The organism is Lacrimispora amygdalina (genome assembly GCF_900205965.1).
Classification (GTDB): Bacteria; Bacillota; Clostridia; order Lachnospirales; family Lachnospiraceae; genus Lacrimispora; species Lacrimispora amygdalina_A.
Genome location: NZ_OAOF01000012.1, coordinates 53,143 through 73,851 on the forward strand (window position 1 = coordinate 53,143; position 20,709 = coordinate 73,851).

Consider the following 20,709-nt stretch of genomic DNA (forward strand, 5'->3'; position numbering starts at 1 on the left):
CTTTACCACTTCTTTACCATTAGAGTAAACTTATTAATGATTCCTGTAAACAAGTCTTCCGAAGACTTTATAAAAACAAAATCATTACCATACATTTTTTGCAGAGTCTCAATGTCAGCTCCGATTGCAACACCTAATACATTCTGGTTCTTTCCTCTTGCCTCACGGATTGCATCCTTCGTATCACTATAGCCATCCATAGCATAGCTGTATGCATTACACGCTGGCTGACCATCTGAAATCACGATCATAACCTTATGGGTTTCAGGGCGTTTTTCTAAAATCTTAGATGCGTATCGAACGGAATAACCATCGAAGTTGTTTGCCTGTGCATGAATTGATGTAAGCTTTAACAGGTCATCTGTTGCGCTGGACCACATCGCATAATGATGATGTATTACATCGGCACCTTCCGTGTCTGAAGTAAAACCCATCACATATAATGGTATATTTAATTTTTTAAATATTTCTGCAAGATTGATTGCAGCTGTCTTTGCTCTTTGAATCCTTGTTCCACTCATAGATCCAGATTCGTCAATTACAAGCATTACTGCCATATTGGATTTATCTTTCGGATCCACTTTCTTTGTAAAGACTTTTGAACTTACAGTACTGCTCATGCTTTTTTTAAGGCTTAGCTTTCCAGATGATTTATAAACTGTTTCCTCTGCTTCCTCCGCAAAAAGAGATTTTAATCTCTTGTAACTATTGTGAATTAAGTCTGCGAATTCAGTAGCTACCTTGTTGTAACCCAAAACAGCATTTTCTCTATTTGATAAAGTTGTAGTGATATTTTTACACTTATAGCTTCTTTCTTTATATTTTTTATCAATTTCCGGAAAATCAAAGGGTTTTTCAATAGAAGTCTCCGTTGCCGCTTTTTCTTCTACCTCAGCAAGCTCAAGCTCTGTCCGAACCAATTTGTCAAAAAAGTCACAGCCTTTAACATCTATCTCATCTTCAATCGGATCGTAGTCTTTAATTGTAGAAAGATCTCCTTTATGGGTCTCGTCATAAATTATGAAATCTTCATCATTTCCGTCTGCAGAAAGTGAACCAGAGCCACCTGATAATTCGTCCTCTTCTTCCTCTTCTTTAAGAGAAATTGTTTCGTCTTCCTCATCTTCTTTTGTTATTTCATCATATCTCTCTTTTTCTTCTTCAGATAAATCATTTACTTCCTTGAAGGTAGTTTTTCTACTGGCTCCCTTTGAAAAATCAGCTTCTTCTTCTAATTCCTCAGGATCAATTGTTGATCCAAAACCGGCACTTGCCATTGAGCTTTTTCCAGTTATCATAGATAAAGCGGACAATAACTTTTCAAACTCACTTAAGGTTTTTTCATCGATATAAGTCGATTTTGCTTCCGTCTCCCATAAAGGTTTGGAAATCTGATGAATTTTCAAAGATAAATCTGCACGCTTAATTGCATCAGTCTCTTCTACCGCGTCAGATGCACAAGGTGAACACCTATAAAAAATCGTCCTTGCAGCGGGTGTTTTAAAGCTACCTTTTAACGGGCCCATATCACCAAACTGCTGTAAAGCTAAAATAAATTCCTCAAATGGAGTCTTTCCAGAATCAATCGGTACCGCACAATCATAAACCCTTTTTGTTGCATACCTTAAGCTCTGTAACAGATATCCACCGATAAAGGTAGGTGCAAGAGATTCAATCGCGGGTTCTTCAATAATACTACAAATTAATCTAAAAACGTTTCTTTCATAAGGTTCCAGAGTTTCTGCAAGTTTATTCTGATAGTTGAAATTTGTAAATTCAAGTCTTGCCATTTCTTTTGTAAACAGACCAAATCGGAAAGCTCTGGCCTTATGATCGTCAAGGCCTTTGGTAAATAAGCTATCCTTTTTTATGTAGATAGCTGGCTCAGAACTAGTATAAGCCACCTGGTTGATTTCTTCTGGAACGTCTCTAATTGGAATCCTTTTCTTTTTAACGCCAAGATATTTTTTAGCCATTGCCTGTTTTTCATATAACCATTCACTATCTTTTTTCTTTTTCATTTTTTATCTCCTTCTATAATAGATGGTTCATTCCTTTAGAATAATTATAGAAACAACCCGCTTTTACCGGGTTTGTCTCTATAATATTTTATCTACGACGGCGTCTTGTCCCGCCTAATTCTTTTAATGAATCAATAACATTATCTTTTACGCTTCTTGCAGCTTCTAAGTCTACTTCGCCAATCTTTCCAACTAAAGTATTATTTAATGCTGTTTTAGGATCGTCACCTTCCTGCATGCACTCCAGCGCACCAAAACAACCTCTTAATGTAATGTTATCGCATAATTCTTCCTGTGACTGTTTCGGATCTTTCAAATATTCTATAATAGAAGTATATGCATCATAGACATAACGACACTTATCCTTCTCATAACCCTTTGAAGCAAGAATATCAATGAAGGTTCTCTTATCCGGATCATCAAGAATGTAAGTACATTTAAAGCGAGAAGACAATGCCTGATTAAGCTGCTTTGATCCTGCAGTACCTGTGTTCATTGTTCCAATAATTACACACAAAGGGTGTCTCCGTACAGGTTTGTATCCATCCTTCATTACTACAAATGGATATTCAATTGCCTGACCCAATGATCCCATTACTACAGCCGGATCCGCCAAGTTAATCTCCTCACATACAATAATGCCTCCATTTTCAAATGCCTTTAAAAACTCCGTCTCTACAAAGTCTATTTGACCATTTACAACCTTATTTTTTCCTTCAATTGTATCTTCCTCAGTATTTTTACTAAATGGAATTTCATAAACTGGAAGTCCTGTTAGTGCTCCTACAGCATTAGCTAAGGTAGTCTTTCCTGTTGCTGGTCTGCCTACTAAAAGAATATTGATGTAGTCATTGTCAATCGCATCGATTCCTTCCATTCCAGAATTCAATCGACTAATTACACGATTTAATCTAAAATTAACTTTTCTGGCAATAGACATAGTTGTTTCTGTCTGAACATAAGTGTCTAACATCTTATGAGAAGGAATTTTTGCTTTTTCCTCTTCTCTCCAAAAATCCCAGGAAATTGAATAATCTCCATCACCAGAATGTGGAACAGGAAGCGATTCATCCATTTCTTTGAATTCCAATTTGGGAGATATATCTGAAAACATACTCATCGGAGAAAAAACACCAGTTGAAATAGCACTTTCGATTGATTTTGACGGCAGAGCATTTGCGCTATTTTTTGCTTCTGTGTGGTTTTCTGTTGATACAAAGCCATAATAAAAAGAATCACAGAATAACAATATTTCTTCTTTTAAATTTGATTTGTCCTTGATATTCTGGAAATTACTCTTTAGCTCAGTTGAACTTTCTTCTCTGCTATTAGCTTCAGATAAAGCATAGATCACCAAAGGAATTAAAAGTGTATAATCATTTGGTGCTTCTCCAACCCACGAAGTTTCAACACCATCATAACAGGCTTCATATGTAAAACCTTTATGATTAAATTTTGTGTAGACTGTTTCATCATTTTCGTAGGCTATTACTTCTTTATCCAAGAAAATCTTATCAAGAATTAATGCTACTGAGTTGTATTGAGCCGCTCTTTTTGCTTCCGCAGGTCTAAGATTACTCCAAACTCCTGCGGCTCCTGTTGTTCCAGTCTTTATATCAATAAGTCTTATTACCTGTGGCGTAAGTCTAAATAATAAATCATTCGTTCTTCTAACCATTTTTCAATGTACTCCTTTTATCTAATCTTTTTTACATATGAATAATGGTAAATTTATCTTTAGAATAACTGCAAAAAGAAAAAAGACAGGATTCTGTCTTTTAGGTAATGCATTTTTTCATTATGTAACATGTTAAATCTTATTAAAGTGAGATTGATGACATAAGTAAATTTATCCTTTCTCTTAAGTGAGTATTCCTCTTGGATTCTGAATTGTCTTTTGCCGCCATCGCTACAGCCTTTTTGCTACCTATAATTTCTTCTTCTACTCTGGCCCTGGAAGCTGCTGTGTAAAACATTTTTCGTTTCATAAAAAAAATGTATTCTGGACTTGCAATGAGTATTAATGCTTTATACTCGCTTCCCTGACTTTTATGAATGCTTATGGCATATGCCAAAGTTATAAACTCATTTATTTCAGAAAACTTATACGTTGCAAACCGACCATCATCAAATAAGATTTTAACGATCTCTCCATATGAGTCTATACTGTCGACCGTTCCTGTATCTCCATTAAACACTCCCTCCTCTGTATTACCCAACGGATCTTCCATAATTCGCTTATAATCATTTTTTACGTTCATAACTCTGTCATAAATTCTTAAACCGCTTGGGTTATCCGGATTCCACTTTGAAACGGGATTATATTTTTCTCGAATTGATTTATTAATTAAATCAACACTGCCAAAACCTTTTGATTTTATTGGTGAAATGATTCCTATTTCACTCGGAACGTATTTTTTTAGATAATTTTGATAAGAAGTAATAACACTATCAATAATTTCTTCTTTTTCTACAGATATAAAACGAAATGTATCATCATATTTATAGCTACTTGGGCCTTTTCCTTCATTGATTAATTCTGAATTTATAGCAATTGCTCCGTCACTTCGAAAACCCACGGATAAAAACGTGATCGGAATACATCTACTTTCAATTAAGTCTTTTAAGAAATTTCCTGGTTCAATTGACGGCAGCTGGTTTGCATCTCCTACTAAAATAAGATTACAATCCTCTGCAATCCAAAATAATAATTCCGCAAGATTAATTCCAATCATTGAAGTTTCATCCATTATAATTAGCTTATTTTTGGGCCGTCCTCCTTTCTTTACTATTTCATTCTTATATCTCTGCAGAGTTTTTGCTTTATATCCAGTAGCTTCTGTCATACGTTTTGCTGCTCTCCCGGTTGGTGCAAGCAAAATAATTTCATCATCATTATCCCAACAAGCAATAATTGCTTTTATAATCGTAGTCTTACCTCGACCAGGGCCACCAACAATAAGGCTGAGTCTGTTCTGTAAGCTCGTTTTCACTGCCTTTTTTTGTTCTTCTGCATACTCAATTTCATCGGTACTTTCAATCAAGTGTATGAAATAATCGATATCATAATCTGCTATTTCTTTCACAGTTTTTTTACCCAACATATTTTGGATATGTGAAGCTAACTTTGTTTCCGCTAAATATAATTCTTTTGTATAAATTCGATTTTCATCAATTATGATGTTGACTTCGCTTTTAGCATCAGATTCAGCTGCAGTTAAAACATCACTTAATAGATCAATGATTAAAATAGCTTTTTGGGAATAGTCTTCAAGAATTTCAGAATAGACGTGATCTTTTACATATCTTTCTATATGTTCATCAGCAGAGATTAAATCACCTTGGATTTTGTCTAGCTCTTTTTGGGATATCATATCTGGTTTTGATAAAATCAAATCAAATGTTGCTTTAGCTAATTGATCTAGCTCTAAATAGCAGTGTGCCTCTTTTATTGATACATATTTTAATGTATAAATAACCGCAGCTTCAATTCTTTCATATGAGAACTCTTTAATTCCAGATGCAATTGCTAATTTATCTACCTTTTTAAAGCCAAAGCCATCTACGTTTGCAATTAGCCAATATGGATTTTTTTTGATTTCTTCAAACTTACTCTTTTTTTCCTGACAGGCATCCATTATTTTAACAACCTGGTCATATGTGACATCATTATTAAAATATTTAAAAATATCAATATATAATTGGATATGTTCGGTATCAGCCAATGATTCTGTGATCATTTTAAGCTTCTTTTTTTTGATTCCTTTTACTCTATAAAGAATAGAAGGATCTTTCTTTATTTTATCAATACAGTCTTCACCGAATTCATTTACAATCATAGTTGCCAGCGAATGGCCAATTCCTTTCACACATTTATAAAGAAAAGCGATGGTAGGTGACTCTTTTATTATTACGTTACTAATTTCAATTTGCCTTCCATATGTTGGATCAACAACAAATCTTCCTTCCAGTTCAATCTCCATACCATCATAAATCATCCCAGTTATTTTTCCTTTGGCTATATATTTCTTTTCACTTACATCATCTTCAAAAAGAATACAAGACCAATCACCTTTTTGCGAAAAGATTTTATCTATCTTTCCTTGAAATTTTTCACTCATTTGCTTTTATAGACTCCTTTCTTTCTTTTGTCTGCATATTTAATATGTCATTTTTAAATGCAAACTAAAAAAAGCCATACACTTGGCTTTTTCTATTTCAACAATTTATTTTCTATTTAAGTCCATAACTATACTGCTTTTATATATATGTAATTCTTTTTAATATATTTTGCCAATACCTTTGATTGAATTTTTAATTCTTTCCTCCATTCATCAGCCTCACAGTATGGAATAATTTCTTCTAACGTCATTTTGTTTGCGCCCTTATCCTCCTGCAATGAGTGCACAATTCTTTTTCCAACAACATCATATATGTTTTCTTCTGCACATTTAATTAAGTTTTTTGCCAATCCTAAGCTTTTCATATGATATTTTAAATGGAATAGGGAATCCTTGTTCTCCCTCACTGCATTCAGATCAATCATCGAATTACAATGTGCGAGCAATAACTGAGGAGTATCTGCATGTTCAGATTGATGTACCACCATTGGATTACAATGGTTGCCTACTGGGTAAGATTTTACCGTTTTCCCTCTGTAATATTCCATGCCCTTCTCAATATTATCAATGAATTCTTCCGGATGTTGCTTAATTGTTTCCCAAGCATCATTTAAAATACTTATAATTGTCATATATCCCATAATAATTCTCGCCTCTCAATTCTTTAATTAAGCTTTTCAGCTATCGATTTCTTGTAACATTCCAATGCTTGAACAATCGTTTCTCTGCATTCGTCATCCCAACCTATACAGCGAAGCTGTTTCATAGTCTCTTCATAGTTATCAGTTTTTTGCGCTGCATGTTCTAAGTTACTGATAAAACAATAAGCTTTATTGACCTTAGGAAAAAACTGTTTGTTATATTCTCTTATTGTCATGACTTTTTTCTCCTTAAAATATCTGTTTATGTTTACGAAAATTCATAGTCGTACTTCATTATATTTCTTCAGCTTCAAATTCCCATTTTTGAATGTGGAACCAAAATCTTTCTCCATTCTTTTCAAACATTACAGCATAGCTGTTATTTTTGGGTCTTACACTTACTCTGCCACTGTCGCAATATCCAACTGCATATTTCTTCACACACCTCATAATATTAGAAACCTCCAAGGCATCAGAGTAATCTAAATCTAAAAGAACCCACCAACCACTTTCATAATTTTCATACGTAAAACACTCAGAGTTTAATTTTGGTAATCTATTAATATCAAACATGCTTCTCCTTTCAATTTTGCAGAGGAAACTCGTATTTCAAAGCTATTAATAATCGCTCATTTCACGATCTTCTTTGTATCCCAGTCCTCTCAGATACTCTTCAATTTCTGCCGCCTTTTTAACAATCTTAGATATATGAGCTGATGCGTTCTCTTTATAAAATTTCTGCTTATTAAGCCTCTCGCTATAATCGTCTAAATTATCTTTATTCCTGTCATTTAATCGAATATTTTCTTCTTTGAGTGCTTCGGTTATTCTATTCCTCGTCTTAAAAAACAACGGGTATGCAATCCAAAACCAAAAATCTAATAGCTTAACTAATGGTTTCTTATGAGAAGAAAATACTTCGATAGCATATCTGATTCGATTCTTAAATGTCGGATTAACAAATCTAATCCAATAATTGGATAATTTTTCTTCTTGCAACTTATATTCGGTATGCATTACGTCCTCATATTTTGCATAGCATTCGTCAATTGATTTGAATGTCTTGGATTCAATATCCACTTTTACAATCAGATCGTCACTTTCAAATCTTCCGTATCCTCCATACTTTAAAGATTCCATGTAAATTTTCAAATCCCATGAGCTCTGCTTAATGATACAACCTTCAAATACCGAAAGCTTCTGTAAATGTTCTATTAAATAGTCAATTATGTATTTACCTTTAATATTTACTTGATACAAAAAATTACTTCCACTTACTCCTTCTGAAAATAAATCTGTAAGTATAAGACTTGGATCATTTGATAATTTCTCTAATGTGTCTAACTTTTTTCTCGCCTCTTCAATTGATATACTCAATTCTTACCTCCTCTAATCACACAACTCGATTGTTTTACCAATCTCTGTCTTTGGAAACGTTGACCACCAATCTTTTCCTTTTGGACTATTAGGTTGACGAATCAAAATCATGTCATTCATTTCTTGAATATTTTTGACTTCTTATCTACTTTACCAATTAAGCACTTGTAGGCTTGTCCAGAATCAGAGGTCTGTGCAATATCTGTTCATTTAGTTAATTACTCTGTTCATTCTGCTTTTCAGTTATTGAAAACCTAACAAAGCTTCGCACAATCTGAAGAATAACCAATAGAATCGCAGTAATAGTGCAAACATCATCAATCAATGTATTTCCCGTTCCAACAAAAAGTAAAATATAATAGATTACAACTAAGTTAATAGAGATTAGTAAATCTAATCCCATTTTTAATTTTGGGCTCGTTATTATTTTTTTCATATGCTTCTCCACTTTCTGCACTTGGTGTGCTCTAAACTAATTTATTTAATAGATAAAACAGTATAAATACCAAATTCCGCAAACACATCATTATAAAAATCCATGTTATTTTCTAATTCTTTCACTAATAATTTATATGAGTGTTCAATAAAGTGAGAATCTATTTTATTAATTAAGGTATGTAATACTTCATGCCTTGAAGTAAAATTCAACCCGTCACAGCTTCTAATAAAGATTCTAAGTGCTTCCTTATAATCTAAACTATTTATTGACCAAAATTCATCCGTTAATAAAGAAGAATGCTTCCTTGCGTTTTTTAAGCCTTCTAATATATTTGTCTTTCCTTGTTTTCTTAATAGATCTTCTAAATCATCTATTGAAGCCATTTTATTTTCTAAATTCATAACAATTCTCCTTCTGTTAGTTACGCAAATTTCAGTTTTGCTTAATAAATATGTTCCCAATCACCTCGTAGTCTCTACCGTGTATCGATATGTCATCACTACACTCGTCAAGAGTGATTGGGAAAGGACAATCCATAGCAATTACATCATATCTAGCGTTGATATCATTCCACCATACTCGCCCACGATGAAATGCTAAACCTCTCTTGTCACATTTGACAATATCTCCCTCATAAATATCGGTGCCGTTTTTATCTTTTAGTCCGGTGCATTGACCAATTGTTTCGGGAATGACGGGTGGAGCATAAAATTGGTCTCCTTCTCTTGGTTGAATTCTATACCTATATTTATCTTCACGTGATTCATCAATTACCAGGCAACCATATACCCATTCTTTTATTGGTCTGCCACCGCCTACCGTGTTAATGCTCTGGCCTCTGAATTTAATATCTCTCATACTGTTCCTTTCTTCTGAAAATCCTAATTTAAGCAACTCTACTCATTAATAATCCTCCCAAATATCAGTTCAGCGAACCAATGAAATCATTCCCTATTAATTTGAGATTGTCCTTATTTGCTTCAATCTCTTCTCCAGTAAAATCATTTTCACCAAATATAGAAAAACGTGTATTATTAATACTTGCAAACGCCCTATCATACCCACTCCCATTATCATCCATTCGTACTTTTACGCATGATTCGTTGTAAATATATTTCGAATCCTCTCTATAATCATAACTGGTATCCGCATTTTTTAACGGTGAGGACCAAAAAATACTATTTTTATATTCTACTACCTCCATCTCAAGATTCATCGTGTAAACCTCTGTCTCAAATGCATCATTTTCTAACCCACCGAAATATTTTTCATATTCCCTTTCGGATACTGTAATAGGTTTGTTAGATAAACTAATATTCAAAACGTAATACTTTTCACCTTTCAAAGTGTATGAGTCCTTTACTTCAATTCTTCCTAATTCGGTTTTGTTTGTATGTTCAACTTTGATTTCAGTTGATTCATCCATTGTATAATTTCTATTACTGCATCCTGTCACCGCCAATAATATAAGCACTAAAGGGATTATGACCCTTTTTCTATAAGTTCCCATGTTAATTCCTTTCCATTAATCCTAATTCCCTGGCAGAGATCAGATGCCCGGACAATTTCAGTTTTATTAAGTAAATTTTTTACCACAGTTTGGACAACACTTAACTTTATATCGCATTGTTTCACCTTTGACTGTGACAAGAATCTCTTCTTTACTGTGTACAAAAGCATTATTTTTATTATCTTCCCAATATAAGGCTTCATCACTATTGCAACATTCACAATCATCTTCCTCGACGGAAAAAAGTCCAGTAAGGCCTCCTAAAAAAATTATTAATCCAACTGTGCTTAATATAATTGCCATTATTGGAATAATATAATTAATTGTTGTATCAATCGCTCCCATCCTCTGTTTCTCCTTTCCTAATTTCAGTTTACGTGATATTTTTCCTTAAATCGTTCATAAACGTCAGTAGTATATAAATCGTCAGACATAGCCGCTTTGTCAGTAAAGAGTTTGTCAATTTCTTCATCTATGTCAGCTACTAACCAAAACTCCGGCACACAACAATCTTTCACTGATTCATAATCAAAATCATTTATGTATTCTTCTGTTTCTATATCTATATCTTTATCCTTTGAACAGGTACATTCTTTTGCATATACTGCACCAAAGTCGCTATCTCCTATTTCTTCTCTTTTATAATAAGAGCATATTTTACAGTTAAAAGGTAAACACTTACTCATACTCGTTTCTCCTTCCTATTGTTCTCTTAAATCATATTTTTCATGGACTTTAATATCGACTTTGCCACTGCCATTGAAGTCAATGCTCATATCACCTTCTTCGCTTTTTTCTAACCATTTCTGAATAAACTTTGGCAGTTTATTGCCAAATGAATTGATTTTATTTATTACTTTCATGATTTTAATAAAGCTTTTGAAATCAGCTTCGGTTAGAAGATTACTTCCACAAATCGGGCAGGGTTTATTAAGATAGCTTGGATACTCTGAAGCTTGAACCGTATCGTCTTTGTAATTGCAGTTAGGATTGTCACACTTGATTCCACCCATTTTTTTAATTTTAATAATTTCCATTTTTTATTCCTCCATAGCTTCTTTTTTATATAAGTAATATGTTAGTTTTTTATTCTTTTAAGTTCTTTATAAAATGTTTATAACATAAAAGAGAACGAGTTAGGACTTAAAGACCTTCAGGATTTGAAAGAATCAAGCTATCAAGAGCGCGTATTAACTTTATTCTATTATTGATTCAAAAGAGCTTTTAAAGCTCTTTTTTTATTGGAATTCTAACACACTATGATTAGCACGTTAAAAAGATTTGATTATTAAAAAAAATCTTGTAGTTAAAAAGAAATGAAAAAGGATGTTATTAAAAATGGAAGAAAAGTATCAGTTATACAATGGAGATTGTCTAAATATTATGAATGATATACCAGATCAATCAATTGATATGATTTTCGCTGACCTACCCTATAATACGACTAATTGTGATTGGGACTGCGAAATAGATTTGAATCTATTATGGAATCAATATAAAAGAATTATTAAAGACCATGGAGTTATTGCTTTATGGGCACAAGCACCATTCTCCCACGTATTAGCACTAAGTAACCTAAAACAATATAGATATGAATGGGTAATAGAAAAAACAAAAGCCACTGGACATCTCAATGCAAACAAAGCGCCAATGAAGGCTCATGAAAATGTATTAATGTTTGGATCCATAGATGAAGCAATAGAAAGCGTTCAAATATTTTATAAGAAACTTTCGATGTTCAATCCGCAAATGACTGAGGGTCACGCTCCGGTTCATTCATATACAAAGCATACTGATGATGGAAATTGTTATGGCAAAACAAAAACCGGAATTTCTGGAGGCGGAAGCACAAGCAGATATCCAAGAGACGTCTTAAAATTCGCATGGGATACTCAAAAAAGCAAGATACATAACTGTCAGAAACCCTTGGAAGCGTGTGAATATTTTATTGAAACATATACCATACCCGGAATGACTGTTCTAGATAATTGTTTTGGAAGCTGCAGTACGGGAGTGGCAGCACTGAAACTACATAGAAAATTTATTGGAATTGAAAAGGATGTAAAAATCTTTAATGATGGCAGGCGACGATTAGAAGATTTTATAAATAAAGAATTTGAAACGGATGCTGAATAATGGAAAATAAAAAAGAAGGAACATTCCTTCCTTTTTTAAAATTATTTAGGATTTATTACAATAACAGGCCTATTTACTTTTTTTGCATATTCAACACAGTTCCCTGTTCCGCCTCTGCTTCCATCCCATACTGCAATTACTACGTTTGAAATATTTACCATGTACTCGTTTCGGATCTGCATCAAGGAAGGTTCATAGGCTGAGTCAGATACAAGGACCATATGATCAGCCTCTTTTAAAATATCCTGATAATGTTCCTGGGATAATTTCGGCCATTTACATGGATGATTTTTACATGGGATTGCCGTCAGTAATTTAATTGGATTTCCTTCTTCTTTTAATTCTAACACCGCTTCTGCAAATAATTGATCGATACCAAGGGCCATCCCAGTAACTGCCGTCGTACAGTGTTTTTCAATTAATAACTTTTTCAAGTTATTTTTTATAATTATGTATCTTTCATCAGTCATATCATATCCAAATAGTTTATTTGGCCGGTGTCCAGTAACTGAAACGACGATTTCTTCTCTTTTCAAATCCGAATTCCATTCTTCTACTTCATATCCTGCTTTCTTTAACCAATCTGAAACAAAATGCCTGTGACAAAAATCTTCAGGTTTTTCATAGCAGCACAGAACAATATCTTTCCCTTTTGAGAGCCGGTACAATTCAGAGACAAGCTTGTGCGGATTTAACTGAGATAATACTTCATCCTGAAAATGTTTAATATAATAGTCATTATCCTTTATTCTCTTCCACTCTGTAAAAAAACCGATTTTAGGTGCCAATATTTTGTATTGGATTCCTTTATATCCATTTGGAGCCTTTCCTGCAATAGAAATCGGAATCATTGTGGGTGGTAATTTTCGAATATTTGCAAAATAACTTGTATAAATCATTTTATCTCCTTCTTATAAATTAGAGTCTTAAAAATTTCTATTATATTTATTTGTTTATGTATTTTTCTTATTAATTAGCTCTTCTCGTATTTTCATTAACCTTGAACAAAATTCACTCCTGGTTAAGACCGTTTCAGAAGATTTTCGTTTACCTATTGAATGAGTCAAAGTTGAATGACCGGTAGCTATCAATGCTTTCTTAAAAGATGCGTTTTTTGCAAATCCGCCTTTGACGGAGTTTGAGCTCGTTTTAGCGAGTTTACAAGTTCATTAAATGCTCTATCCAATAATTCCTGATATTCGTTACTATTTCGTTTATATTCTAATCCTCTCCAATATAAAGTTTGCTTTTGTCTCCACCTCTTATTTGCACCCGCTTTTTTTGCGCCTTTTCCCGCAAGTCTGCATATTTCTACTTGCATTGCCGGATTGCAAAATTTTAATGATTGAAGAAATCCTTCCATACTGGCACACTCTACACCATCTAATACAAATGCATTTAGTGTAAAATTGCTTAATTTATTGGCTGGATAACTACCTTGTGATGTAATATCCATATAAATTCTCCTTTTTTATTTGATTAAATTATTATGCAAATAAAAAAAGAGGGCTAAGCCTCTTTTTATCAATTATATTTTCTCATTTATAACAATTCCTCTGAGAAAGGTAAATTATTATTATCTAAGCTAATAATATAACATAATTATCTCATCAAAGACAAATGGAGGATTATATGAACAAGATGTTTAGAGGTTGGGATATTATTGATATTTTCAAAGTTGGTGTTGGTGTTATTTTTACAGTATTCTTCATCTGCTTTATCTGTGGTCCAGTAATAAACAAAAATTTAAGTCCAAGAACTGAAACTGCAACAATTACTGATAAAGGAATAAAAAATAGTAAAAGTGAGAGCCGCTATCTCATTTATGCAAAGAATCCTAACAATGAAACTCGCGTTTACGAAATCAGCGACAGTTTATTTAAAGGTAGATTTAATTCATCTGATATCTATGCTGAGATAGAAGTTGGAAAAACATATGAATTGACTGTTCGTGGCAAAAGAGTTCCTTTCTTATCCTGGTATCCAAATATATATGTTTACAAATAAAAAGAAGGCTTAGGCCTTCTTTTTTACATATCGTTCTTAAGTTCTGCTAAATCTTCTTAAACCTCGGAAGAATAATATTTCTTTCTTAAATATTCCTCTGATTTTGACGATGCTCCAGTAAGTTCATCCATCGCTTCCTATGCCGCAACATTCGTATCAATTAATCTCATTTATTTTCCTTTCTCCCGGTACTCCGTAAAATCCTAATCTACACGATGTAATTCCCACTCATAAAACCCGGAAAGTTTTTCTCCTTCGTTATTCAGGAGATTATAGACCTTTACATCTTTTTGCATTTCAATTTCCGATATTACACATACTTCTTTATCTTCATATGCCTGCACAACCTTGTTTTGTATAGTAGCTGTCAGGTAATAAGGTTTTTCATTTATTGCCCAATCTTTATCCGCACCACCAGTAATAATAACTTTATCTCCAAATTGCATTTTACTTTTCCTCCATTCGGACACTTTTTTGTCTTCTGACACTCCAGATAATTTTAATTTCTTCTAAATACTAAAATATTAGTTTCCATCACTTATCATATTTATAGATTCCTTAGCCTTATCATCATTAATTGCCTTCAGTCGATATGCCCTTGCAATCATATGTAATATTAGAGCCATAAACGGTATAGTTGTATTTAAGAAACCTCGTGATAACGTGAGCGTTTCTATGTAATTTTTAAATCCTAAAACTCCACCTGCAAGTGCTAAAAAAAGAATCCTAGAGCTTATCAATAATAATGCAATAGTACATAATTCAAGAATCCAATAGATAAGTAATTGTTTGTGCGTTGCAAACTCTTTATTAATCAGCTTCTTTAAGTTCATAAAATATCCATTACCTCCTAATTGTTTACTCGTGATAATAACATTCTTCTAAATTCAAGTCTTCCTTATCTGGGTCTTCCCTCTGGCAGCCGCTTCAATCCTATTCTGTCTCAGATAAATACTCGTCTTCTGTAACCATTGTCAAAAGAGAACTTAAATCCTAGTTCAATTTTCTTCTTTCTCATTTCTATAAGAGACAATAGTTTCTATAATCCATCTTGAAATTCCTAACCAAACGATAGAAAAAACGGAAATAAAATCAATCAGCAAAACAAAAGCTATTGTCTTAGTACTAATAACTATGTTGTTTAAAATTTCAATAAACAGATAGCCCAAAAAACCAATTCCCATACACCATAATATAAATATCCAAAATGTTGAATGTTTCATCTATCTCCAATCCGTCCTAATTTTCTGTATTATCATTATTTAACTTCTTTTTACATGTATCATTCATTTTTTGTAGCTGTGCAGCTACTGCAAATATTGCACTGGCTATAAAAAGTAGAGGTTCCCATTTTACAAACCCAATTACTAAAAATAACCAACTTAGTATAGCTTCAATCATATTATTTCCTATTCCGTCCAATCTCAGTTTAGTAATGTTTGCTTAAAAAATTATTACGTATAAAATTATTAAGAATGGAATTGAACAATAAAAGAGATACAGTAATTTATAACTAAATAATTCAAATGTTTCAAATTCAAAAAATAGAATATTATATAATTCATATGCAAAAGTAATATGAATGTATAAAATCATAATTAAAACGATGATTAAAATTTTATTAATATCACCATGCATAACATTATTTATTTCATCTACTTTCTTTATTATTAATTCTATACACGACTCCTTCTCTTTTAAATCATAATTTTACTCATGAATATGGTTCCAAGCAAATTTGTACAGGTATTCTCCATTTTTAATATCTGACACATTAAAGTATTCTTTATAATTTTCATTGTCACAATATATGTAATTTGCATATCCATCTTCATATGAGTCACCTTCGATATATAAACTACGAGAACCACACTCCGGGCATTTTCATGCATTGTATATAATCTTAGCTATATTACTCTGTTGTTTCTGGACATTTCTAGCATATTCAATCGGAACATTGCAGATATAAGCATATTTATATGGATTTGCATATATACTTCTTTTATTTAAATACATTTGATCTCCTTTCTCTCATTTATATCAAGTATGTGGGAATTTTCTTTCTTATAGAATTGAAGATTTCTGCGCTCAATACATTTCTTCTTTACTCTTAATTTAAAAATAAAAAAAGAGCTATCAGCTCCTTTTCCATGATTTATATTCAATTTTGCTATACAATAATCTAATCAAACACTTTTTTAACGGCTGTATCATACACCAATTTTGTTCTTTCATCAAAAAGCACCCATAAAATAAGCTCTAGCTTTCCATCATTTTCATCTAAAAATTTTCTTATTTCCAGAGAAGCATTCTCTGCAGCAAGTCCAACAGGGAAATGAAAAATTCCTGTTGAAATCGATGGAAACGCAAGTTTTGAAATTCCATGTTCAACAGCAATATTTAATGAATTTTTATAACAAGAGGCCAATAACTCTTCTTCACTATAGATGCCACCGTTCCATACAGGACCAACTGTATGGATAATATATTTACATGGTAGATTATATGCCTTTGTTATCTTTGCCTGCCCAGTCTTACAGCCACCAAGGATACGACACTCAGCCAGTAGTTCCTTCCCAGCTGCTCGATGAATCGCTCCATCAACACCTCCACCTCCAAGAAGAGATGAGTTTGCGGCATTTACAATCGCATCCATTCCCTCAACTTTAGTTATATCTCCAAGTATTGTCTTCACTACTGTCTTATATTTCATAATATCACTCCATTTTTAATGTCAATTATCTCTGAGATACAATAGTCGTATCCGCCTTCCTTGTTTCCTGCTCTATATGCACCAACACGACCATAAATCCAAACACGGTCGCCCATAGGAATCTTATAAGTTTTGTTAATATTACACTGCAAAATCATATGATTAAGGATTATATTGGTATTACATATATTTACTTTTTTAATGACACTTCCTTTGTCTATAAATTGTATAGGCACGATTAGTTCTGGGCAATTATCGGGATTCACAAAGTATATTACTGGGATAAGACCTGTTTCCGGGTTATATTGAACGGATTTCTTTGGAACCAGATTTTGTTGTTTTCATCATAAATATACTCAATACCGTAATAATAATTATTGAATATACCGGTTAGTTCAATACATTTTCCGTGGAATGAGGCTAACTCCGACCTGGGCTTTAACATGATACACCTCTATTTTCAATTAATACATTTATCTGTATCACTTTAATTCTATCATATACTTAATAGATTCGCAAACTCAACTTCTCTAGAGTCTGAACTCGTCTGATCTAAGTTTAAAGCTCGATTTCAATGAAATATATTCACAAAAGAAATTTAAATATGTATGTATAGAACTTAGTCATTACTTTGTGATATTTAAAAAATCACGATATCATCATGATTTACAATAAAAGATTATCCACTTTAGGATTTGATGTTTTTTTCACATTTAGCACATATATTTCTACACTTAGAGATATCAAAATTGTCATTTTTTCTAATTGATGATTCCATATCAATCCAAAAATCATTTTTATTTACTTTATCTATAGCTTCAATGACATCAAGCACATTATCCTCGTTAATTCCACCTGCATAGCCAAAATAGAGGTCCATTGTAGATACCCAGTCAGTACCTGGGATTCCTCTGCCTCCTGAAGCATCTTGAAAACCACATATCTTAGGTGGATTTTTATATTTTTCATAAATGTGCGTTTTATCTGTAGTAAACTGAATGAGTATCTGTTTATCAACTGGAAATAAAATTTCATCCGAAAATTTTATTACGCCAGCAATGTTTAATTGAATTCGATTAAACAAAGCAATATATGGTCCTATTAGCTTATAAACTAGATTCCATTCATTATTCTTAATAATATCTCTTGCCCACTTTCCACATATATGTAAGCTCAAATCTAATCCAGCTCCATCTAATCTTTCTAGTATGTTTAAGGATGGATATCTATTTACAATATCTTTGTTTGTATTTGACTCCGAAATGAGAAGTCCAAATTCTGCAAATGGATAATTTTTCTTTAGATTAATTAACTCTTCCACTTTTGTTTCATTATCAATTCCTGTAAAAGTAATTTTATTTAACATATCAATTCTCCCTTTTTTAATTTATAATTAATATGTTTAAACCATATTTAAAACAATAAATAAAAAGGAGTCCTATATGGAAATTGCTCAGAAAATCATTATACTATTCATTACATGTCTAATTCTTATAAAGATTAATCAAAAGATATTTCATTCTATTTTGAAGAAGCAGAATAAAATACATTTTAATTTTCTATCAGGTATCATTACGGCTATTATTGTTTTTATTACAATCAGCTTAATTGGTATGCAGTTTGAAAGTACAAAAGAAATTTTTAAATCAATCCTAAAAAGTTCCGGATTATTTGTCGCTGTAGCTGGTTTCGCTGCTCAACAAACTCTAAACAACATAATTAGTGGATTAATGATATCAATTGCAAAACCTTTCGATATCGGCGAGCGGGTATATCTTGTTAATTCCGGGATAACAGGAATAATTGAGACGATCACCTTACGCCATACAATCATTAAGGGTTATGATAATCAAAGAATCATTATCCCAAATAGCATAATTAATAACGAAATACTTAGAAATTCAAATTATGACGATTCAGTTATTGGGAATTTTTTAGAGGTGACCATTTCTTACGAAAGCAATCTAAGAAATGCGGTCTCTGCCTTTGAATCTATTATAATTAATCATCCATTAGTAATTACTAATGAAAATTATAATCCTGGTGTGATAGTAAAAGAACTCACAGAAAGAGGAGTTATATTAAAAGCAACTGTATGGACCAAAAATGTATCCGATAACTTTAAAGCTTCAAGCGATATTCGAATTCAATTAACTGAATGTTTCAAAGAAAAAGGAATAGAAATCCCATATAAGAAAATTCAAATTATTGAATAGTATAAAAAGAAGGCTAAATTCCGTTAGATTAGGATTCGCCTTCTTTTCTTTTTTTCATAATTATGAATTAGCTAGAGTTAATGCCAATGTAACATTAAAGTTATTTATAAATTCATTGATAACAATGGTTGTTCCTAACAGCAATAATTTAAACAATACGGTTTAAAACATTCCCAACAGACTCGTTAAATATTAATTCAGCCTTTTCATCTGCGGTTGTCTCTCCCTGGTTAATCACAACAAGCGGTCCATTATATTTTGAAATCATTGTCTTGGTTGGATTTACAAGTAATGTGGTTCCACCAACAATTATAAGATCCGCTTCTTTTATTGCTTTTTTAGCTTTTAGTAAAGGTGTAATTGGTATCATCTCATCATAAAGCACTACATTAGGTCTTACGGTCCCTATTTTGCATATAGGGCACTTGGGTATTCCATTACTTGTATTATTTAGAAAAAGTTCCATCTCTTCCTGACCATATTCTCTTCTACAAAACATGCAATGATTCTTAACCGCAGTTCCATGCAGGTTTATTACATTGTTACTTCCTGCTTTTTCGTGTAGACCATCAATATTTTGTGTGATAATAGTTAGCCCTTTTGATTTTTCAAGTTCTACCAAAGCATAATGTGCTAGGTTCGGTTTAATTTCGAAAGCCGGATATAGATTTTTATAAAATTCATAAAAGTCCTTACAATGCGTATAGAAAAAACCTTTTGATAACATTGTTCTTGGCTTATATCTATAATTGTTTTCTTTCACATATAATCCTGCTGCTCCACGGAAATCCGGAATGCCACTTTCAGTAGATAAACCTGCACCACCAATAAAAACGATATTATTCGCTTTTAATATCATCTGTTTAAGCCTTGTGATTTTTTCATCAAAATCATACAAAGCCGGGAGCTCTGTTATATTTCTCGTTTTAAAAAACCAATCCTCATAAAACGACATTGTATACTCGTCATAACAGACTAATATGATTGTTTCAATGTTCTTATTGATTTTTTGATAATCATGAATGGCTTTTCCAACGATGCTTGGAGCTAATTTTAATGGGAACGAATAACAACCGGTCGATATCGAAGGAAATGCAATCGTCTTAATCTTATTTTCATCAGCTAATTTCAAAGAATTATACCATGCATTATATAGTTCTTTTAAGTCAGAATCAGAGGGCCCATTAATTCCTAATATTTGAGGACCTACCGTATGAATGATATATTTTGTTGGTAATTTATACCCAGGTGTGATTTTAGATTGTCCAGGCATACAACCATTTAATTTTTTACATTCTTTTAATAACTCTGGGCCTGCTTTTTTATGGATTGCTCCATCTACACCACCTCCACCTAACAAACTTGTATTTGCTGCATTTACAATAGCATCAACATTATAAGTTGTAAGATCACCTTTTTCAATTTTAAAGTTCATTTTTACATCCTCCTTTTTATAATATGATAGAATAGGTAATTATTCTATTTGATTGAACAAAAAAACAGGAACAACATGTTCCTGTTTCAGCAA

At 32.4% G+C, this 20,709-nt stretch carries 27 protein-coding genes; 3 read left to right on the forward strand and 24 right to left on the reverse strand.

Going from position 1 to position 20,709, the window contains the following annotated elements; translation table 11 throughout:
* Positions 1-2: 2 nt before the first annotated feature.
* From CRO04_RS15900 to CRO04_RS15965, 14 genes are all read right to left on the reverse strand, one after another.
* Positions 3-2,021: a cobaltochelatase CobT-related protein gene (locus CRO04_RS15900; RefSeq protein ID WP_097005256.1), complete on the reverse strand. Its 2,019-nt coding sequence runs from the start codon at positions 2,019-2,021 to the stop codon at positions 3-5.
* An 88-nt stretch (positions 2,022-2,109) separates the two neighbouring features.
* Positions 2,110-3,699 carry an AAA family ATPase gene (locus CRO04_RS15905; RefSeq protein WP_097005257.1) on the reverse strand — a complete coding sequence of 530 codons (1,590 nt, stop codon included), beginning with the start codon at positions 3,697-3,699 and terminating at the stop codon, positions 2,110-2,112.
* 142 nt (positions 3,700-3,841) lie between these two features.
* Positions 3,842-6,142: an AAA family ATPase gene (locus tag CRO04_RS15910; RefSeq protein ID WP_097005258.1), complete on the reverse strand. Its 2,301-nt coding sequence runs from the start codon at positions 6,140-6,142 to the stop codon at positions 3,842-3,844.
* Between the two features lie 128 nt (positions 6,143-6,270).
* Positions 6,271-6,783, reverse strand: a complete 513-nt coding sequence (locus tag CRO04_RS15915; RefSeq protein WP_097005259.1) for a hypothetical protein — start codon at positions 6,781-6,783, stop codon at positions 6,271-6,273.
* 23 nt (positions 6,784-6,806) lie between these two features.
* Positions 6,807-7,019, reverse strand: coding sequence for a hypothetical protein (locus tag CRO04_RS15920; RefSeq protein ID WP_097005260.1), 213 nt, complete (start codon positions 7,017-7,019; stop codon positions 6,807-6,809).
* Positions 7,020-7,077: 58 nt separating this feature from the next.
* On the reverse strand, positions 7,078-7,356 hold the full coding sequence (locus CRO04_RS15925; RefSeq protein ID WP_097005261.1) for a hypothetical protein: 279 nt from the start codon (positions 7,354-7,356) through the stop codon (positions 7,078-7,080).
* A 45-nt stretch (positions 7,357-7,401) separates the two neighbouring features.
* A complete protein-coding gene (locus CRO04_RS15930) occupies positions 7,402-8,160 on the reverse strand; it encodes a hypothetical protein (RefSeq protein WP_097005262.1) in 759 nt (252 codons plus the stop codon).
* 214 nt (positions 8,161-8,374) lie between these two features.
* A complete protein-coding gene (locus tag CRO04_RS15935) occupies positions 8,375-8,596 on the reverse strand; it encodes a hypothetical protein (RefSeq protein WP_097005263.1) in 222 nt (73 codons plus the stop codon).
* Positions 8,597-8,637: 41 nt separating this feature from the next.
* A complete protein-coding gene (locus CRO04_RS15940) occupies positions 8,638-9,000 on the reverse strand; it encodes a hypothetical protein (RefSeq protein WP_097005264.1) in 363 nt (120 codons plus the stop codon).
* 31 nt (positions 9,001-9,031) lie between these two features.
* Positions 9,032-9,457: a YopX family protein gene (locus CRO04_RS15945; protein ID WP_097005355.1), complete on the reverse strand. Its 426-nt coding sequence runs from the start codon at positions 9,455-9,457 to the stop codon at positions 9,032-9,034.
* 64 nt (positions 9,458-9,521) lie between these two features.
* Entirely contained in the window at positions 9,522-10,109 is a 588-nt protein-coding gene (locus CRO04_RS15950; RefSeq protein ID WP_097005265.1) for a hypothetical protein, read from the reverse strand.
* 66 nt (positions 10,110-10,175) lie between these two features.
* Positions 10,176-10,454: a hypothetical protein gene (locus CRO04_RS15955; RefSeq protein ID WP_097005266.1), complete on the reverse strand. Its 279-nt coding sequence runs from the start codon at positions 10,452-10,454 to the stop codon at positions 10,176-10,178.
* Positions 10,455-10,477: 23 nt separating this feature from the next.
* Positions 10,478-10,795 (reverse strand): hypothetical protein, encoded by a 318-nt coding sequence (locus tag CRO04_RS15960; RefSeq protein WP_097005267.1) that lies wholly within the window; start codon positions 10,793-10,795, stop codon positions 10,478-10,480.
* A 15-nt stretch (positions 10,796-10,810) separates the two neighbouring features.
* Complete coding sequence (locus tag CRO04_RS15965) at positions 10,811-11,146, reverse strand: hypothetical protein (RefSeq protein WP_097005268.1); 336 nt, start codon at positions 11,144-11,146, stop codon at positions 10,811-10,813.
* Between the two features lie 301 nt (positions 11,147-11,447).
* On the opposite strand from CRO04_RS15965, the gene CRO04_RS15970 reads away from it, so the two are divergent.
* Positions 11,448-12,245: a DNA-methyltransferase gene (locus tag CRO04_RS15970; RefSeq protein WP_242974520.1), complete on the forward strand. Its 798-nt coding sequence runs from the start codon at positions 11,448-11,450 to the stop codon at positions 12,243-12,245.
* A gap of 41 nt (positions 12,246-12,286) precedes the next feature.
* Here CRO04_RS15970 and CRO04_RS26010 read toward each other — a convergent pair whose 3' ends face one another.
* Genes CRO04_RS26010 through CRO04_RS15980 form a run of 3 tightly spaced genes read right to left on the reverse strand, consistent with a single transcriptional unit; the run spans position 12,287 to position 13,701 of the window.
* Positions 12,287-13,144, reverse strand: a complete 858-nt coding sequence (locus CRO04_RS26010; protein ID WP_141400996.1) for an SLOG family protein — start codon at positions 13,142-13,144, stop codon at positions 12,287-12,289.
* Between the two features lie 54 nt (positions 13,145-13,198).
* Positions 13,199-13,336: a hypothetical protein gene (locus tag CRO04_RS27490; protein ID WP_207654461.1), complete on the reverse strand. Its 138-nt coding sequence runs from the start codon at positions 13,334-13,336 to the stop codon at positions 13,199-13,201.
* Positions 13,333-13,701, reverse strand: coding sequence for a hypothetical protein (locus tag CRO04_RS15980; RefSeq protein ID WP_207654462.1), 369 nt, complete (start codon positions 13,699-13,701; stop codon positions 13,333-13,335). Before CRO04_RS15980 ends, CRO04_RS27490 begins: the two co-directional genes overlap by 4 nt.
* A gap of 176 nt (positions 13,702-13,877) precedes the next feature.
* Between CRO04_RS15980 and CRO04_RS15985 the strand changes: the two genes are divergently transcribed.
* Positions 13,878-14,252 (forward strand): hypothetical protein, encoded by a 375-nt coding sequence (locus CRO04_RS15985; RefSeq protein ID WP_097005269.1) that lies wholly within the window; start codon positions 13,878-13,880, stop codon positions 14,250-14,252.
* A 203-nt stretch (positions 14,253-14,455) separates the two neighbouring features.
* On the opposite strand, the gene CRO04_RS15990 is transcribed toward CRO04_RS15985, so the two are convergent.
* The 6 genes from CRO04_RS15990 to CRO04_RS16015 form a co-directional block, all read right to left on the reverse strand.
* A complete protein-coding gene (locus tag CRO04_RS15990) occupies positions 14,456-14,698 on the reverse strand; it encodes a hypothetical protein (RefSeq protein ID WP_097005270.1) in 243 nt (80 codons plus the stop codon).
* Between the two features lie 78 nt (positions 14,699-14,776).
* The gene (locus CRO04_RS15995; protein ID WP_097005271.1) at positions 14,777-15,085 is read right to left on the reverse strand and encodes a hypothetical protein; all 309 of its coding nucleotides are present in this window, start codon (positions 15,083-15,085) and stop codon (positions 14,777-14,779) included.
* A gap of 165 nt (positions 15,086-15,250) precedes the next feature.
* Positions 15,251-15,475, reverse strand: a complete 225-nt coding sequence (locus CRO04_RS16000) for a hypothetical protein (protein ID WP_097005272.1) — start codon at positions 15,473-15,475, stop codon at positions 15,251-15,253.
* Between the two features lie 16 nt (positions 15,476-15,491).
* Positions 15,492-15,653: a hypothetical protein gene (locus tag CRO04_RS26315; RefSeq protein ID WP_166432587.1), complete on the reverse strand. Its 162-nt coding sequence runs from the start codon at positions 15,651-15,653 to the stop codon at positions 15,492-15,494.
* Positions 15,654-16,434: 781 nt separating this feature from the next.
* Complete coding sequence (locus CRO04_RS16005; protein ID WP_097005273.1) at positions 16,435-16,965, reverse strand: O-acetyl-ADP-ribose deacetylase; 531 nt, start codon at positions 16,963-16,965, stop codon at positions 16,435-16,437.
* Between the two features lie 688 nt (positions 16,966-17,653).
* Positions 17,654-18,331 carry a hypothetical protein gene (locus CRO04_RS16015; protein WP_097005275.1) on the reverse strand — a complete coding sequence of 226 codons (678 nt, stop codon included), beginning with the start codon at positions 18,329-18,331 and terminating at the stop codon, positions 17,654-17,656.
* Positions 18,332-18,407: 76 nt separating this feature from the next.
* Between CRO04_RS16015 and CRO04_RS16020 the strand changes: the two genes are divergently transcribed.
* Positions 18,408-19,181 (forward strand): mechanosensitive ion channel family protein, encoded by a 774-nt coding sequence (locus CRO04_RS16020; protein ID WP_097005276.1) that lies wholly within the window; start codon positions 18,408-18,410, stop codon positions 19,179-19,181.
* A 148-nt stretch (positions 19,182-19,329) separates the two neighbouring features.
* On the opposite strand, the gene CRO04_RS16025 is transcribed toward CRO04_RS16020, so the two are convergent.
* On the reverse strand, positions 19,330-20,616 hold the full coding sequence (locus CRO04_RS16025) for an NAD-dependent protein deacylase (RefSeq protein ID WP_097005277.1): 1,287 nt from the start codon (positions 20,614-20,616) through the stop codon (positions 19,330-19,332).
* Positions 20,617-20,709: the final 93 nt, after the last annotated feature.

Excerpts from the sequence above, each read along its gene's own strand:
- CRO04_RS15900 (WP_097005256.1), bottom strand. The coding sequence starts at position 2,021 with ATGAAAAAGAAAAAAGATAGTGAATGGTTATATGAAAAACAGGCAATG.
- CRO04_RS15905 (WP_097005257.1), bottom strand. The coding sequence starts at position 3,699 with ATGGTTAGAAGAACGAATGATTTATTATTTAGACTTACGCCACAGGTA.
- CRO04_RS15910 (WP_097005258.1), bottom strand. The coding sequence starts at position 6,142 with ATGAGTGAAAAATTTCAAGGAAAGATAGATAAAATCTTTTCGCAAAAA.
- CRO04_RS15915 (WP_097005259.1), bottom strand. The coding sequence starts at position 6,783 with ATGGGATATATGACAATTATAAGTATTTTAAATGATGCTTGGGAAACA.
- CRO04_RS15920 (WP_097005260.1), bottom strand. The coding sequence starts at position 7,019 with ATGACAATAAGAGAATATAACAAACAGTTTTTTCCTAAGGTCAATAAA.
- CRO04_RS15925 (WP_097005261.1), bottom strand. The coding sequence starts at position 7,356 with ATGTTTGATATTAATAGATTACCAAAATTAAACTCTGAGTGTTTTACG.
- CRO04_RS15935 (WP_097005263.1), bottom strand. The coding sequence starts at position 8,596 with ATGAAAAAAATAATAACGAGCCCAAAATTAAAAATGGGATTAGATTTA.
- CRO04_RS15940 (WP_097005264.1), bottom strand. The coding sequence starts at position 9,000 with ATGAATTTAGAAAATAAAATGGCTTCAATAGATGATTTAGAAGATCTA.
- CRO04_RS15945 (WP_097005355.1), bottom strand. The coding sequence starts at position 9,457 with ATGAGAGATATTAAATTCAGAGGCCAGAGCATTAACACGGTAGGCGGT.
- CRO04_RS15950 (WP_097005265.1), bottom strand. The coding sequence starts at position 10,109 with ATGGGAACTTATAGAAAAAGGGTCATAATCCCTTTAGTGCTTATATTA.
- CRO04_RS15955 (WP_097005266.1), bottom strand. The coding sequence starts at position 10,454 with ATGGGAGCGATTGATACAACAATTAATTATATTATTCCAATAATGGCA.
- CRO04_RS15960 (WP_097005267.1), bottom strand. The coding sequence starts at position 10,795 with ATGAGTAAGTGTTTACCTTTTAACTGTAAAATATGCTCTTATTATAAA.
- CRO04_RS15965 (WP_097005268.1), bottom strand. The coding sequence starts at position 11,146 with ATGGAAATTATTAAAATTAAAAAAATGGGTGGAATCAAGTGTGACAAT.
- CRO04_RS15970 (WP_242974520.1), top strand. The coding sequence starts at position 11,448 with ATGGAAGAAAAGTATCAGTTATACAATGGAGATTGTCTAAATATTATG.
- CRO04_RS26010 (WP_141400996.1), bottom strand. The coding sequence starts at position 13,144 with ATGATTTATACAAGTTATTTTGCAAATATTCGAAAATTACCACCCACA.
- CRO04_RS15980 (WP_207654462.1), bottom strand. The coding sequence starts at position 13,701 with ATGGATATTACATCACAAGGTAGTTATCCAGCCAATAAATTAAGCAAT.
- CRO04_RS15985 (WP_097005269.1), top strand. The coding sequence starts at position 13,878 with ATGAACAAGATGTTTAGAGGTTGGGATATTATTGATATTTTCAAAGTT.
- CRO04_RS15990 (WP_097005270.1), bottom strand. The coding sequence starts at position 14,698 with ATGCAATTTGGAGATAAAGTTATTATTACTGGTGGTGCGGATAAAGAT.
- CRO04_RS15995 (WP_097005271.1), bottom strand. The coding sequence starts at position 15,085 with ATGAACTTAAAGAAGCTGATTAATAAAGAGTTTGCAACGCACAAACAA.
- CRO04_RS16000 (WP_097005272.1), bottom strand. The coding sequence starts at position 15,475 with ATGAAACATTCAACATTTTGGATATTTATATTATGGTGTATGGGAATT.
- CRO04_RS26315 (WP_166432587.1), bottom strand. The coding sequence starts at position 15,653 with ATGATTGAAGCTATACTAAGTTGGTTATTTTTAGTAATTGGGTTTGTA.
- CRO04_RS16005 (WP_097005273.1), bottom strand. The coding sequence starts at position 16,965 with ATGAAATATAAGACAGTAGTGAAGACAATACTTGGAGATATAACTAAA.
- CRO04_RS16015 (WP_097005275.1), bottom strand. The coding sequence starts at position 18,331 with ATGTTAAATAAAATTACTTTTACAGGAATTGATAATGAAACAAAAGTG.
- CRO04_RS16020 (WP_097005276.1), top strand. The coding sequence starts at position 18,408 with ATGGAAATTGCTCAGAAAATCATTATACTATTCATTACATGTCTAATT.
- CRO04_RS16025 (WP_097005277.1), bottom strand. The coding sequence starts at position 20,616 with ATGAACTTTAAAATTGAAAAAGGTGATCTTACAACTTATAATGTTGAT.